Consider the following 15,289-nt stretch of genomic DNA (forward strand, 5'->3'; position numbering starts at 1 on the left):
GGCTCAACCCTCCTGCTGTTCGGCTGAGGGCATCAACGCCGCGCTGTCGAAGAACACTTCTTCGCGGCAGGCCAACCCGTCTCTGAAGGTGAAGTGCGCGCTGTAGCGCACGGCAATCGGGCGCCCATGAGGCGGGATCACCCGGCCCGGCAGCACCAGAGGCACGGTGAAGGTGCCAGTCAGTAGGGCGGTCAGCGCCAGTCGGTCGTCAGTGATGATAAAGGGCGTGAAGGCCACGTGGGCATCAGGGAACGCCTCGAACAGGGCGGTCTCCCGTTTGCGCATGGATTCACGGCCGCTTTGCATGCCCATGCCGTCGAGGTAGATGAAGTCTTCGCACACCAGCGCGAGCATCGACTCCAGGTCACGGTGGTTGAAGGCACGAGCGGCGCGTTCTGCGTAGTCGTAGGGACCTGTCGTCATACAGTGCATTCCAGTGGTTTCGAAGGCCCGTAGATATACCGGCGATACCATGCTTGAAAAACAGCGACTACTGCATAATGGCTTTGCATTTATGCAAACCAGGGAGGATGGGAGGTATGGCGTTGCAGGCAAACTGGGACGATCTTCGGCTGCTGCTGGCCGTCTCGCGGCGAGGCAGTTTTCTTCAGGCGGGCCAGCTGCTGGGTATCGCGGCGTCTACCGTGTCCCGCCGCCTGACCCAATTGGAAGTGGCCCTGGGTGAGCCGCTGGTTGAGCGAGGCGTTGAAGGCTGTTGGCTGACCGCGCGGGGCCAGTCCCTGGTGGATGTCGCTCTGGCGGCGGAAGCTGGCTTGCGGCGCCAAACGGCGACGGATCTGTCCGGGGTGCAGACGGAGCTGTGTGGCAGTGTCCTGGTGAGTGCCGGAGAGGGTTTTTCTTCTTGTGTGCTGGAGGCCGCGAGTCGTTTTACGGCCCTGCATCCGCATTGCTCCGTGGAGTTACTGGTCACCGCCGACTTTCATAAGGTCGTCCGCGGTGTGGCCGATATTGCAATACGCACCGCGCACCTGGGCGAGCCCTCGCTGATCTATCGGCCCCTAGGCAAGCTCGCCTACGGCGTCTTCGCCCAGGCTGGCTATCTGCAGCGGTTCCCGGAGGTGACCCTGGCGACGGCGGCCAACATCGCCTTGCTTCCGCCGCTGGATATGTTGCCGCAAATGCGTGCCGCCAAGGCGGCGGGCCTGGACCGTGGGCCAATCAGCGTGGATTCGTTCGCCGTGCAACTGGAGTCTGTGAGGCGAGGCCTGGGCGTGGCGGTACTGCCGCGCATTCTGGCGAAGGACCTGACCGAGGTGTTCCCGGATCTTGAACTTCCAGATATGGAGGTCTATCTGGTCACCCGGCCTCAGGCGTTGAAGCAGGCGCACATCAGGGGTTTCTTTGAGATTTTGGAGCAGGTCATGCTCGACGTTCTGGAGGTTGAAAGGGGCGACGGTTGAATGCTGGGCGTGGGCCCAGCAACCCGCACACGCTTTTGAACGAGCGAATGGTGGCGTGGAGCGTGCTGGAAGTCTGTGGGCTTGGATAATTGCCCGATCAGGCGTTCACTGAATGTCAGGCACAAAAAAAGACGTCCTTGGACGTCTTTTTTTGTTGAGTTGGTGGAGCCGGGGGGAGGTGAACCCAGTGCGATAATTGCAAAATATCCATAAAAAACAACAGGTTACGCACTTAGTGGTTGACCGTTTTACCGCCCGTTCTCTTCCGAGATTGCCGCCCTTGACGCTTAGTAGGATGGCCAGTATGGCTATTTAATGCTACGTATGCCAATGCCGAATTCGGACATACAGCCATACAGCGCTCAGACCGCTCTGTGCGCTTGAACCTAAACGAATGACAGGAGTTGCGTTTCATGAGGGATACCTTTCCAGAAGGACACGGTCTGTCCGCATCTGTAGCTGATGGCTTGGTTTACCAGTCTGAGGGGAGGGTGTCCCTCACCGACGTTCAGTACCTAGCGCTTGAGTCTGGCGTAGCGCAAGCGCAAAGCATGCTGGTGGTGTCTCCCACCTCTACTGGCAAGACCCAAATTGGGTTGTGGGCTATTGCTGAGGGGCTGTTGGCAGGAAATACAACTGTCTATTTGGTGACGCATAGGTAAGCGTCTGGCCAAGTCACCTTCAAAACTCCAGCATTAAGGGCGATGGTGTCCGCGTATTTTTAAGCGGACACCATCGCCCTTAATCGCCAGGATTTTCATGCGCCAACGAAGCTCTTATCCCAAACCGTTCAAAGCCCAGGTCGTTCAGGAATGCCTTCAGCCCGGCGCCACCGTTTCAAGCGTCGCCATCGCTCACGGCATCAACGCCAACGTCATTCGTAAATGGCTGCCGCTTTACCGGCACAGCTCAGTGCCCGCGTTGCCTGCGTTTGTCCCGTTGAAGGCTCCTCCTAAGCGGCCGTCAGAGGCATTGGCGATCATCGAGATACCCGTTGGCGAACAAGCCATCGCCGTGAAGTGGCCAGTGTCCGATCCTGATGGGTGCGCTCGATTTATCCGAGAGCTTGCCAAGTGATCCGCATTGACGCCATCTGGCTCGCCACCGAACCCATGGATATGCGTGCCGGCACCGAAACTGCGCTGGCCAGAGTGATCGCAGTATTCGGTGCGGCGAAGCCGCACTGCGCTTATCTGTTTGCCAATCGCCGGGCCAATCGTATGAAAGTTCTCGTGCATGACGGAATCGGCGTTTGGCTGGCGGCACGGCGGTTGAACCAAGGAAAATTCCACTGGCCAGGCATACGACAAGGCAGCGAGTTGGAACTGGATAGTGAGCAACTTCAGGCCTTGGTACTTGGTTTGCCTTGGCAGCGCGTTGGCGCTGGCGGTGCAATCACGATCCTTTAAAAAGCTGTAATTAAACCCAGAACACGCTGTCGCACGCGGTCGGCTTTGGTAAAATCCACGGCATGACTTCTATGCCAAACCTCGACCACATGACCCCCGACCAACTGCGTGCACTCGCTGCGCAGTTGATGTCGAAGGTCGACACCATGGGCAGAAAGAACCACCGCGATCAAACCATCATCGAACAGTTGACCCACGAGATCGCGATCCTCAAGCGGCACCGGTTTGCCAAGCGCAGCGAGCAGATCAGTCCTGAGCAAGGCAGCTTGCTCGACGATCTTCTTAACACCGATCTTGAGGCTATCGACGCCGAGCTGACGGCACTGCTTCCGACTCCTGCTCCAGAAGTAGCGCGCCAAAAGCCAAAGCGCGCGCCGCTGCCGTCGCAGTTTCCACGTACCGTCATTCATCACGAACCAGAAAACACTCAGTGCACTTGCGGTTGCCAACTTCAGCGCATCGGCGAGGACGTCAGCGAGAAACTGGATTACACGCCAGGCGTGTTCACCGTCGAACAGCATGTGCGTGGGAAATGGGCCTGCCGTCAGTGCGAAACACTGATCCAGGCACCAGTACCGGCCCAAGTGATCGACAAAGGCATCCCAACCGCAGGTCTGCTGGCCCATGTGATGGTTGCGAAGTTCGCTGACCACTTGCCGTTGTATCGGCAGGAGAAAATCTTCGGACGTGCCGGTTTAGCGATCCCGCGCTCCACACTGGCTCAATGGGTTGGACAGACCGGTGTGCAGCTTCAGGCGCTGGTTGATGCCTTGCGAGAAGCCGTTTTGGCCCAACGAGTCGTCCATGCCGACGAGACGCCGGTGCAGATGCTTGCGCCCGGACAGAAGAAAACTCACCGTTCTTATGTATGGGCTTACTGCACCACGCCGTTTTCGGTGCTCAAGGCCGTGGTCTATGACTTCAGCCCGAGCCGGGCAGGTGAGCATGCACGTAACTTCCTCGGCTCATGGAACGGCAAGCTGGTGTGCGACGACTTTGCTGGCTACAAAGCTGGCTTCGAGAAAGGCATGATCGAAATCGGCTGCATGGCCCACGCCCGCCGCAAGTTTTTCGATCTGCACGTGGCGAATAAAAGTCAGCTGGCCGAACAGGCGCTGCACTCAATTGGTGGCCTGTACGAAGTTGAACGCCAAGCGCGGGACATGAGCGATGAGGATCGCCGCCGAATACGGCAAGAAAAAGCAGCGCCGCTGGCAAAAACACTGCACGACTGGATGTTGACCCAGCGCGATCTTGTGCCCAACGGGTCAGCGACGGCCAAAGCCTTGGATTACAGCCTTAAACGCTGGATCGCGCTGACGCGCTACCTGGATGATGGCGCTGTCCCCATAGACAACAATCCAGTCGAAAACCAGATCAGACCGTGGGCGCTTGGCCGTTCGAATTGGTTGTTTGCCGGATCGCTTCGCAGCGGCAAACGGGCGGCGGCGATCATGAGCTTGATCCAGTCGGCGCGCATGAATGGGCACGATCCGTATGCCTATCTCAAAGATGTGCTGACGCGGTTGCCGACGCAACGGGCGAGTGAGATCGACCAACTGCTGCCGCATCAGTGGGTATCTGTCTGACTTACGCAACGTGAGTTGGGCAGACGCTTACAGCCGAAGCGGAAAAAGTCAACGGCAATCGTCTGGTTAAGTTTTTGAGCGTGCCGACTAATCCGGTCTCCTTAGAACTGGGCAAATATAATTTCGATGAAAAAAGCTTCAAGATCGATCATTGCTTGTTCTCAGATAAACTGAAGTACACAAAAGAAGAGGCGCGACTCGCTCAAAGCATGAAGGGAGCGGATCAAGAACGGTGCTATTTCAGAACCACGAATACTGAGCTACGAGTCGGATTCGTTGGCGGGTCTGATGTCCGTTTTAAAGTTGAGGATTCGGATCTGGCGAGAAAGATTGAAGGCGAACGCGGCAATCTGAAAATCGAAGTGTTCGGATACGTTGATTCTGTTGAGCGTGAGCGAGTTGGCGGGAATCTCGTGAAGGAGCGTACGGTACTGATTGCACCTCAGAAGCTTTTGCTGATCGACTCTGGTGACAAGGTAATATTCGAGACCAAGATTTGATCCGTACACATTTGGGAAATATTGAAATGGAAAAGATCAAAAAGGGACTGGTCAAGGTTGTTGGTAAAGTATCACATCTTCACGATAGTGTGCATACTTCCGGCAGCATTAGGACAGGAGCATTGACCGGCAATGTGTCCGGTAGTATCACAAGTGCTGACCAGTTTACTTTTCGTGTTGGTAACACTCCGGCGACCTTTAAGTACGAAGGCGGTGTAAGCATTCGTGAAGGTGACGAAGTTGTAATTGTGGGCCGGATGAAGAAAGGGCAGCTTGAAGGGTATGCACTAAAAAACATCTCCACCGGTGCATATTATGATCATTACAATTCACTGGTCTTGATTGGTCTGTGGGTTGGTGTGTTGCCGGTTAGCATTGGAATGATTGCTCTGCTGCTGGGCTTCATCTTAGTTCCGATGACGCTTTACCTCATCTATTCCCACCATGCATTTAAATATGCTGCTCAGGTAGTTGAGTCGTATGCTCACTGATCGGACATTGGCTATGCAAAAGCGAAAAAATATTCGACCTCTTGTGGTGGCCGCCCTGCTGATGTCGACTCCCACTTTCGTTCTGGCGGATTTCTGCGACATTCTTGCCAAAGGCGCTGCTGAAAGCTGTCGCGTTAATGTACGCGGGATGGGAGCGACAGTTTTCGGAAACTGGTTGCGATTGAAGCCAGAGATTGCCAGTCAACCGAGCACAGGGTCAAAGGGACGCTTTGTCTCAGGCACAACACCTGCGATCGGTACACTTGGCGTACCGCATCAAGGTAAGCTCAAGCTCACAATAGATTGCTTTGCCAGTAAGCGCTCTATGAGAATCGACGCTTTGCCTTACATGCTTGGCCTATCAAATGGTGCAAACAAAACATTTGATCTAACGTTCAAAATTGATAACAGACCACCGCTCACGGAGACCTGGCCACTGGACTGGCAGCACGCGGAGCTAAAAGCACCAAGCGGTAGCCGGTTGGCAAATGAACTTCAGCGATCCGAAAAACTTGTTGTTACTACCCAGGGAATTGTTGGTCGTAATTCGTCGGTAGGCTATGTGTATAGCACTTCGGGATTCGATGAAATGAATGCCGGGCTTTGTAAGTAAAATTCATGCCTCGTTAGTCGAGGCATTTTGTTCGTCTAGCTAAGGTGAGAACGAACCCGTAGTAGTTGTGTTTTTGTGAATCGTTCTTCCGCTTGTCACAGACTTACTATTTACGCCTATTTCTGTAAGGATCAATTCCGGAAATTGGTGCTCGGTGAGTATGTTTTCTGTTAAGGCTTTAAACATTTCCATCAGCTTAGTTTGTAGTTCTAGTTGTTTTTCCAGTATTTCATAAGACTCGCGAGCCAAATCTATTACATCTTGTTCAAGTGCTGTGCGTTGTTGCATTCGTTTCTCTCCAGTTTATAATTTTGGTCATGATTCATATGCTCAGATCGTCATTAGCTTTCTGTTGATTACGTAAAGCGTCTTGCTTCGCTCTCGTGGCAGATCGTTGTGCTGATTCGACAGCTTCGTGACGTTTAGCCGTCAAGATTCGATCACTCTCAGCGTCCCCTGTATCCGCACCTGCAATACCCCCTGCCACATCACTGATGGCGAGCCCAGCCGTGCCGACGCTCGCCAGGGGAGCACTACGTGGAGTTCCATAAGGAGACTTCACAGTTGGGTTTGTAACTCTTGTATGTGCTGATTGAGAAATTTTAGTTCCAGCTTCAAGGACTCGACTTGCTTTAGTAGCTGATTGTTGAGTGTTGTAGATGACTCGCTCTGCTCGCGCAATAATTGCATCAGCTTCTTTTCCAAAATCGTCATTTCTGATTACCTCATTGTTATTGTTAGTAGGTGGATTGCCAAGCTTATCAGCGAAGTTGCGAGAACGATTTTCACGGATTTTGATGATGTCGCCGCGTTTTGTGTTGTTGAATTTCTGTGTTTCCGAATAGTTTTTTCCAGTTCTAACAACGCTAAGTATTTTCTCGAAACGCTTTTCGATAAAGTTTTGACGCTCTCGTACTGCTTGTTTATATCGTTCAGCAACTGCTGGTTTTGCGAGATAAGCTGCTCGTTCTGCACTCTTTGTTTTTGTGTCTGTAAGCTCAGCTGAGCTAGTGAATTGTCTGTCATAAATTTCTCCTTTCATTCTTATTGCTTTATCAACGCCAGGCGGTTTCATCGACACGTAATTATCGCCAATTCGAGTTATTTCAAAGCCCGCTATTTTCGCTAAGTCAATCAATTGCTCGCGGTTATTAATCACACCATCTATAACAGCTTCTTTGAAAAAGTCATTAAGTGTTTCGCGTGTCGCTTTTTTCCCAGCTGGCTCCCATTCGATTTCGTTCGTCGCTCTAGCACGCAATGGATCACGTGGATCGTCTAAGCCATACTTCACATTAATAAAATCCACCAGGGCGTCCATCTGCCTAAATTTTGCTTCGCCTGGAGGTGCAGGATTCCATGCCCTATCCACTTCATAGTTGTGCCTCGGCAGCACGTAATGCAGCTCAAGCCGATCCAGATGGCTCTGCTTCACGATCAAGATATGCTGGTGTTCTGGCGCAATACCGGAAAATAGCATTTCTTTAAGCCGACCGTTAATGTCCGCAATCGCTTCACTGAGTCCAGATAGCCTGAGCTTTTCAGTGTCACCATGGGTGAACGACAGCACGCCGGATGTATATTTATGTTTGTAGTCGAGCGCATCGATCATCTGCACCATCAACGCTGGATCACCCTCGATGACTTCCGGCAGCGGATCGCGAGGCAGCCATATGCCTTCTTCTTTGTCACGATACTGGTCGTCAATGAAGTAATCGACAGGCCCGCTACCGCCGCCTCCACCGCTGCCTGAGTGCCTACTAAAACCGTGCATGGCCATCAGTCTTCTCCCAGCGTTTCGGCTTTCAGCTCGGCAATAGAGCGCTCGATGTCGATCAAGGCGGTGAGGATTTTGACGCTGTCGCTGTTGGCTTTGAATGTGTTGCAGTGCTTCGCAATCATGTTCAGCTGTGCGCCGAACTTGTTGTAAGCAGCCGTCAATGCCAGCAGCTCTTTCGAGTTTTTCGGCGCATCTATACGCCGAACGGTTATCGTTGAATTTCTCGCAGATTGCAGTAGCAATTGTGACAACGACATAAAATTGTCAGCCGCTTTTTTCTCAAGTTCGGACTTAAGTGCTTTCCTCAACTTTACGTGTATGCGTGTAGTTGACAGTGGTTTGTTAGCACTCGGTGCGTTTTCTTGTTCGCTCATATAATACCCATTCTTATTGTTTTTATGGTCTGGGGTGTGGGGGAACCCCACGGTGTGCAGGGTTCTAGGGTGAAACCCTAGCAAGGATCAGGGTGTACGAAGCACACACCCTGAGTAGCCTTGTTCTTAGTTGGTTTCGTTACGCACTTTTTTATTGGCACGATACCGTCGCGCCCTTTGAGCGGCAGACATGGGCTGCTCGAATAGAGGTTTACGTCCACGTTTCTGTATTGGATATACAGCGTCAAACATGTCGGGAGTAGTATGGTCTTTTAGATCTTTAGCCATTGCAGTGTCCTTTATTATTGTTATTTTTTTATTATATCACGTATTTCGTTATTTTAATTTCGCGTAAAAGTTTGTGTTATTGACATAGAAGTTGTCGATTAGTTGTTCTTGAGTCTATAGTTATTGTTTATTTTTAGATTTGTGATCTCTCAGTTATGGTAGGCACATTCAAGTGGAGGGCGTATGCTTTGTAAGATGCCGGGAATATCCATAAAACTAACTGGTGACCACAGCGCCTGTATATATTCAGTTGCGGAAGAGTTGTTCTTGTTGGCAGGGAATTTGCTCTGCCTTAAAAAATATTGCGCTATCTTAATGCAGGATTCGGTAAAGTTTGAGCGATGGCCTGGTGCGCTCAAAACAGAAGTCGCGATCTTTTCATGTCGTATTCGAGCGTTAGAAGAGATTTACGCCAGAAGATTGCGTGAATTGCGTCTTGTAGACCAACCGGGCTCGAATGTTATTTCGCTCAAACCACGCAGCGCAGTCAGCGTCGTTCCGTGCCCACTGTCATTAGCACAGCGACGGCAGAAGGCCTTCAAGACTAGGGAAGAGGTTTATGTGTTCGTGCTCGGAATGTGCGGCGTAGGCCTCCATCGCTACTGTGAGGCTCATACGGTTGATTTGGACGCTGTCTTCAAGCCCATTGAGGACTGGTGGCGGCAAGTGGTGGTTGCTCAGGAACTCTGTACCCGCATCCTAGCGCACGTCTCGGCAGGTCCTGGACGGCTGTGCCCAGGTGATTGGGTGTCAGGTCTGAAGGGGCTTAATCGTGAGCTTGCACGGGCTGTGTGGCGATACCGGAGCAAGCGGGCTTGAATGAAGCGGAGCAGGTCAAGGCAGGGCAGCCGCTGTTGGCTGCCTTGTCTTGCCCTGCTGATCGGGGGAAAGGGGGGAACCCCCTACAAAGGGTCAATAGGGTATGTCAATTGTTTGTGTTATTGACATAGAAAAAGGCTATCAAATTCAGGTTTTTCGATCCAGATATATAATTGGTGGTTATGAATACGGTTCGCTAATATGAAGCCATCTAAAGCAGCGAGGCATATTAAGAAAGTGATTGGCCACTAGATCAATTGATCTAAACCTACTGCTGAGTAAGCAGCTTAGAAAAACTAATAGTGAATCCATTAATGAGATGTAAATCTGATCATTAAGCGATCGCTTGAGTGAGCCAATCACTTTCTTAATTTTCCTTGCCTGTTAAGCGCAAATCTTCAAAGATTGCGCTTTTTGTGTATGTTTCTGTGATGAACTTGGACTCGTTTATCTTGGGCCGCTGTGTAGGCCGCCCGCTCCGCTGGTCGAATTCGCCAGCGTAGCAGGCGGTCGAAAGTCAATGGGGCTTACAGTGTTTGTCAGGTTGTCAATAATTCGATGATCTCATGCACACTTAGCGGTGGCTTCGCTTCGATTTTTGACTGAATGTCAGTGTATTTGACAAAAAAACGCTTTGGCTGCTGATGTTTGACGAGTTCTATCAGTTGAGATGCGGTTGGTCTTGGATCACTATAAATAACTGTAACTGTCTCTGGCTCTTTAAAAAGTTCATCCCATGAGATATCGAAGTCTGGCGGCGTATTCGTGATAAACGTGTCGCGTTCAACCTTATCAAGCTCTTCATCACTTGCCCAGTACTGAATATCTCCCAGTAAGTCCTCAAAATTTCGGCTAATTTCGTATTCCGGAAGATAGTAAGCGAATCCACAATTGAATAGGATGCCGGTTATTCGTGACGACGGTTCGCCAAAACGGTTTAAGTATGGCTCTTTGATCAGCTCAAATGAATCAGAAAATTTGGTGATGAGGTTTTTGAACCCTATCAGATTTCTGTCGTTCTTATCTTTTTTGCCGTTATTGTACATTCTGCATGCTAAAAGCGACTGGCGTACTGAATCACTAGCGAACTCGTCAACATTTTCTTCGATTTTGTTAATGATGCGATATTTGGTTAGGGTATTGCTGATGCCGAAACATTGAAATTGCCTGATTCGCTGCGCCCGTAGAGCTGCGGTGACTCGATCAATATGTTTTAAACTTGACTGATCATTATCTAGTCGTTTTTCGTCTTCTTCATTAGGTGCTAATCGGGCATCCTCAAATTTTGAGATGTTGACTGTTTTTGCTACGTATTTGAAAAGATAGCTACTTGCTTCGCCGCGTGCCCGATCCACTTTCTCGTAGTCCCACTGTCTACGCGCAGGGAAGTATTCATTTGCCAAACTCTGAAATTGAGCAAAGCGCTCAGGCGTGGTGAAGAATAACAAATGCCAATGGGCGCAGCCGTCTTTATGCGCTTCAACAAACCGCATGCCGAAGAAAGTTTCAACAGATAATGGGCATTTTAGTTTGGCAAGACGCGCTCTGATTCTTTTCCAGCGGTCTTGAATGTACTCGTGCCCACTCCGCAACCGCTCTCGATCGTAGCTGCGCTTGCCTAGAGCCGGATTGGGGTGATAGTTTCCAGGCGCTGTAAACGTCACAAAATACCCTTCAAAACCTGCATCATCAGCAACTGATTGCAGGTTCTTCGATATATGGAACAACTGATTAAACCGTCGTTGCTCTTGATCTTTAGCAATATCCGCGAGGGTGATGATTTGGCCTGAGCCGACCCTGGAAACATAGACGCCTTCTAGCGTTTTCAGGCTGATTGCTTCCTGAGTTTTTCTAAACGTAAGTGTTTGATCTGAGCAGTAGGGCTGATCAGTCTTTCCGCCTACCTTACGCCTATTGGCCTCAGTATTGATTCGCTCGTCATTAGCAATCTTAACCAGTTGCTTTTTAATAGAGCGGTAATCGCATGCCCTTGCCAAAGATTGCTCTGTAGGTAACCCGAAACTGAGGGGTATCCACTTTTCGGTCTCTTCAAGAATGGCCATACTCTCGATGACCTCACGTTGATATGCACCGAGTTCTTCAGTGTTGATATACTCCATCATTTCGAGGACGTTAAGCCGCCTCAATGATAACGAGTGGATGTGGGCCAGATCCTTTGCTATCCCAGAAATTTGTTCTGGTGTTGCGTGTTTCAAGTACACAGCGCGATTGAGAACCACGGGCGGTGGGATTTTTCCCGCAGAAAGTAGTTCAAGCTCGTTATCATCAAAGTATGAAAGAGCTTTCAGGAAGTGTTTGAACTCTGGGCTGAGAGTTTTGTGGTGAGTAGTTGAAGTGTTTTTATTCATGGTCTTTAGTTTTGTTATTATTATTGTAACGCAATTTGTGGCGATTTTTACTTGGCCTGACAAAATAAAAATAGGTGCTATATAAGCACCTATTTAGATTTGTCATTCGTCAAAAGCGTTCCAGACTATGGAGTCTGAGTCCGCTGTTAGCTGTGTTCCTTATAGCCATCAACCACTAGCGATAAGGTGACAAGTAAAGAGCTACCACAGAAATAATCAAAGGCACCACTACTGAAGACTCCAGTAAACGTCTTGCAACTGGCCTGGGTAGGTTGTGGTGATGCCCTGACTAGCTTAATGCCCACATGTGTGTGGGGGTGACGGTCGGCCGACATTATTTAAACGGATTTACCGTTTGTTCCCAGTTCAGCGCCTCGTACTTCTGAGTAATGTTGCCTAATTCAAAGCACCTGAAAAAAAACGCTCCTAGAAAAACGTAACGCCTAATAGGAAAAACTTCGAGCTTACGCTCTGGCCAAATTGAACCTACGAAAGACTCGACAAGTATCAGAAATTTCCTCAACCAAATTTTTAGGTCAGCCTCCGTAGCTACGCACAGCTGAAAACTTCCTTTGGGTGTTTTTATATAAAAATATGGAACCGGGAATAACTCAATACTTAGCAAGTCGAAGGTCTTACAGATAGCCCGCTGAATAACAAATAGTATTGCAGCCTCTTCCTCTGCATTCATGGGTTGCCCAGCTTCGATTTTTTCCATGTAAGGCTTAAGATTAATATTTATAGTATCAACTTCATTAACTATCTGCCGATACAAAACATCAGACGGTTCATAGATGGATACTTCTTCGGGTCTGGCATCCAAGTATATTTTCTTAAAAAGTTTATGCGGGGCTGATAGTGAGACGGGGTGTTCCTCCGGTCCAGAACTCATTGAAACCGGCAAGGCCCCTACGCGTTTTTCGACGAAAACACATTTATCAAGGAAGTTTTTTTCTCGTGCATAATACTCGTCTAGCGAATTCTTCTTTTTTGTGATCGCTATTTGATCTGTAGTGGATTCTATCTGCTCACGAGTCTGAATAGACCTATGAGCACCAACAACAATAGCGACAAGCGGGATTGACAACGAAAGCAATCCTATGGGCAATTTGCTTATTGATACGAACTGATTGAATCCTTCAGAGTCTAGCGAGACAGTGTAACCACTCCAAGCAAAGTAGCCAAAATAAAAAAAAGAAAGCACAGGGACTATAATTGCCCACCAAAACAAACCTTGCCTCAGCAATGATGAATGATCAATGACATACCATTTCCTATGCCAAAGCACCAATCCAGTCGAAATTAGAAATAAACAATACAGTCCCATGCCAAGCATCTAAATTCTCGCGCGTAAATTATTAGACAAAAATACTCTACTTCAGTAACTAGCACTACTAAAGGCCATGTGTTTCATCTGCCCTTGACCAGAGCGAGCTGCTTTGTACTCTAAACTCAATGGAGTTTTTCTGTCTTGACTGTCCTCACTCTCACCAAACTTAATTGATAGCTTCACTCCGAGCTTACAAAGACACGTAATCCAACGTAAGCAAGGAGAGGGTCCATGACTGCTGAAGAGTACCTTCTATACTGATTGGGCCCTTTGATGAGCAAGGCACAGGTTGCACGCCTTCTGGACAGATCACCGGCTGGCTTCAGAGTCGCCATGTCCATGATTCAGCGCTTTCTCGAAAGCTGAAACTTACCTTAGTCAGCGTGGGGCGGCGAGAGTATTTTTGTAGCGAATGCTCGTTCTGAGCGAGCTAATGCTGCATGGTTAGACGCTTTAAACGCCTTGTAGTCGATGTGCGCCAGGTCCAGCTCATAGAAAACGCGATTGACCTTTTCCGCTTTCTCTTTGAGTTCAGGGCCATCGCCATAGCGGTCAGCCTCGCTGACATTTTCCTTCTCGTGTCCAGTGATGGCTTCGATGTCATAGCCACTGTCCACCCCGCAAGCTCTCATTCGGTCGATGAACGTATGCCGGAAGGCATGATAATCCCGTCCATCATGCTTTTCTCGGTGGATACCCACGTCGTACAGGTAGCCCGTACCCGGAGACGTGGGAGACGGCAACCGAGTAAAGAAGCGCGTGGCGGTGTTGCCCCAGCCATTCTTGTTGTAGTGCAGGCCATCGAACAGCATCTTGGCTTTTTTCTTCCTACGCTCTTCTACATAGTCGATGAAGCCGAGTTCGATCAGATGCCGGTGTACAGGCACCCGCCGTTTGGACGCCTTGTTTTTCAGCTTCCGATTGAGCGCTACTTCCTCCTCGATCTTGAAGTGCCAGATGCCCGAGGTGCTGCACTCCACGGCTCGCGTGGACAGGCCACAAACTTCATCAATCCGCATGCCGCTGTAGATCCCGATCAGTGGTAGCCAAAACTGGTAGGGATGGATCTCCTTGCGCGGGCTCAGCTTGCTCGGGTGATACAGATAGCCATCGAAAATGGCCTGAAGTTCATCGAGGCGATAGGACTTGGCCTTGGTCTGGTCCAGAGGCGTAGATTTCTTTTGCTTGTTGGAAATCTTGCTGAAGCGAGGCTTGTCGATTTTGTCCGGGTGTATCGCCGTGTACCCTTTTCTGTACGCGAACAGATGCAGGGTATGCAGACGGATGGAGTAGGCACTGGCCGTCTCGACACTAATGGCGGTGTAGTCCGCATCCGTAGGTATCAGATCCCTACGTTTCGCCTTATCGCAATCCAAACCCCGTACTGCGCCCAGCTTGATTCTTAGCACGGCTCTGTGGAGCTGCTCAAAATCGTCTTGTGTGAATTCGTGGATGGGTTTGCGTTCGCTCAGTACGGTCAGCACACGGGACTGGCGCTCATATTCTGTACGCGTGTTTTTGGTCAGAGGCCCCTCCAGTTCCTCGGCATCCACTTGCTGGAGGTCATGCAGCGCCAGCAGGGTCAATGTCGGGGTGGGGGGAGTGGGACCGGAAGCTGATGGTGACGGTGCTCGCTCGTTCTGCTCAGGTGCCTTGGTGGTGCCTCGTAGGCTTTCAGACATTTCTTCATGTTTGCTGTAGATCGCGTCTCGGAATACTCCCTCGGCAATCTCCAATGACGATCGGCTAATGGTGCCGTCCGCTTGCCGGACGCCATTGATCTCCAGTGCCTTGTTTTCCGCAAAGGTCAGCAAGTCGTTCAGGATTGAGTACTGATCCTGGGCGCTGCCACTTAGGGGGAGCGCAGTGCCTTCGAGTTGCAGCGTGATGTAGCGCATGGCTTCTTCGACCAGGACATTGCGCAGGCGCCGTTCAAGGGCAAGCTTAACCGCATTCGAGCTGTCCGGAAGCCGCGCAGCCTTCTGCAACACCTGGTCAAGCTCGCGGTTTTCAGCTTGAAAGTCCCGCACCATTTCTTCCTTGAGTGCTTGGTACTCGGCGAGAGAGGTGGGGAGGGAGTCGGTCATGGTCGGGCTCAGGCTCTGGTACAGGTTGAGACTGCTTATATGCCGACTGGCGCGCTGGATAGCAAGCCGTTTGCTGTGGGTGTGCAGGGATACGCGCTTGCCCTGGTTGAAGTGGGCAAGGTGTTTGGGCAATCGAAGATAATAGAGGCCGTGACGGCTTCGTTCGATGTAGCGAGGCATGGCGCACTCCTGGTGAGTGCGTCAAGGGTGGCATGCCGC

14 protein-coding genes are annotated in these 15,289 nt (G+C 50.4%); 7 read left to right on the top strand and 7 right to left on the bottom strand.

The genetic code is table 11. The annotated features are described in order from the left end of the window. Positions 1-3 precede the first annotated feature (3 nt). A complete protein-coding gene (locus tag PLD_RS19255; protein WP_159895494.1) occupies positions 4-423 on the bottom strand; it encodes an ester cyclase in 420 nt (139 codons plus the stop codon). A gap of 116 nt (positions 424-539) precedes the next feature. Between PLD_RS19255 and PLD_RS19260 the strand changes: the two genes are divergently transcribed. The 7 genes from PLD_RS19260 (at position 540) to PLD_RS19290 (ending at position 6,023) form a co-directional block, all read left to right on the top strand. Next, entirely contained in the window at positions 540-1,421 is an 882-nt protein-coding gene (locus tag PLD_RS19260) for a LysR family transcriptional regulator (RefSeq protein WP_159895496.1), read from the top strand. A gap of 759 nt (positions 1,422-2,180) precedes the next feature. After that, on the top strand, positions 2,181-2,498 hold the full coding sequence (locus tag PLD_RS19265) for a transposase (protein ID WP_159889782.1): 318 nt from the start codon (positions 2,181-2,183) through the stop codon (positions 2,496-2,498). After that, positions 2,495-2,830 (top strand): IS66 family insertion sequence element accessory protein TnpB, encoded by a 336-nt coding sequence (gene tnpB / locus PLD_RS30755; protein WP_159889784.1) that lies wholly within the window; start codon positions 2,495-2,497, stop codon positions 2,828-2,830. Before PLD_RS19265 ends, tnpB begins: the two co-directional genes overlap by 4 nt. 62 nt (positions 2,831-2,892) lie before the next feature. Next, complete coding sequence (locus PLD_RS19275) at positions 2,893-4,419, top strand: IS66 family transposase (protein ID WP_159889786.1); 1,527 nt, start codon at positions 2,893-2,895, stop codon at positions 4,417-4,419. Positions 4,420-4,493: 74 nt separating this feature from the next. Then, complete coding sequence (locus PLD_RS19280; RefSeq protein ID WP_159895498.1) at positions 4,494-4,919, top strand: hypothetical protein; 426 nt, start codon at positions 4,494-4,496, stop codon at positions 4,917-4,919. 26 nt (positions 4,920-4,945) lie between these two features. Continuing rightward, the gene (locus PLD_RS19285; RefSeq protein ID WP_063977511.1) at positions 4,946-5,410 is read left to right on the top strand and encodes a hypothetical protein; all 465 of its coding nucleotides are present in this window, start codon (positions 4,946-4,948) and stop codon (positions 5,408-5,410) included. A gap of 13 nt (positions 5,411-5,423) precedes the next feature. Further along, positions 5,424-6,023: a hypothetical protein gene (locus PLD_RS19290; RefSeq protein ID WP_218575865.1), complete on the top strand. Its 600-nt coding sequence runs from the start codon at positions 5,424-5,426 to the stop codon at positions 6,021-6,023. Positions 6,024-6,062: 39 nt separating this feature from the next. Here PLD_RS19290 and PLD_RS19295 read toward each other — a convergent pair whose 3' ends face one another. The 6 genes from PLD_RS19295 to PLD_RS19320 form a co-directional block, all read right to left on the bottom strand. Continuing rightward, the gene (locus PLD_RS19295; protein WP_159895502.1) at positions 6,063-6,311 is read right to left on the bottom strand and encodes a hypothetical protein; all 249 of its coding nucleotides are present in this window, start codon (positions 6,309-6,311) and stop codon (positions 6,063-6,065) included. Positions 6,312-6,345: 34 nt separating this feature from the next. Continuing rightward, the gene (locus tag PLD_RS19300; RefSeq protein WP_159895504.1) at positions 6,346-7,803 is read right to left on the bottom strand and encodes a hypothetical protein; all 1,458 of its coding nucleotides are present in this window, start codon (positions 7,801-7,803) and stop codon (positions 6,346-6,348) included. After that, positions 7,803-8,177 carry a hypothetical protein gene (locus tag PLD_RS19305; protein ID WP_159895506.1) on the bottom strand — a complete coding sequence of 125 codons (375 nt, stop codon included), beginning with the start codon at positions 8,175-8,177 and terminating at the stop codon, positions 7,803-7,805. The genes PLD_RS19300 and PLD_RS19305 overlap by 1 nt, the downstream gene beginning before the upstream one ends. A 1,646-nt stretch (positions 8,178-9,823) precedes the next feature. Continuing rightward, a complete protein-coding gene (locus PLD_RS19310; protein ID WP_159895508.1) occupies positions 9,824-11,653 on the bottom strand; it encodes a replication endonuclease in 1,830 nt (609 codons plus the stop codon). 334 nt (positions 11,654-11,987) lie between these two features. Continuing rightward, complete coding sequence (locus PLD_RS30760; RefSeq protein ID WP_256674690.1) at positions 11,988-12,989, bottom strand: hypothetical protein; 1,002 nt, start codon at positions 12,987-12,989, stop codon at positions 11,988-11,990. A 368-nt stretch (positions 12,990-13,357) separates the two neighbouring features. Then, positions 13,358-15,250: a site-specific integrase gene (locus PLD_RS19320; RefSeq protein WP_159895510.1), complete on the bottom strand. Its 1,893-nt coding sequence runs from the start codon at positions 15,248-15,250 to the stop codon at positions 13,358-13,360. Positions 15,251-15,289: the final 39 nt, after the last annotated feature.

Source organism: Pseudomonas sp. LD120 (assembly GCF_009861525.1).
In the GTDB taxonomy this organism is placed as follows: domain Bacteria; phylum Pseudomonadota; class Gammaproteobacteria; order Pseudomonadales; family Pseudomonadaceae; genus Aquipseudomonas.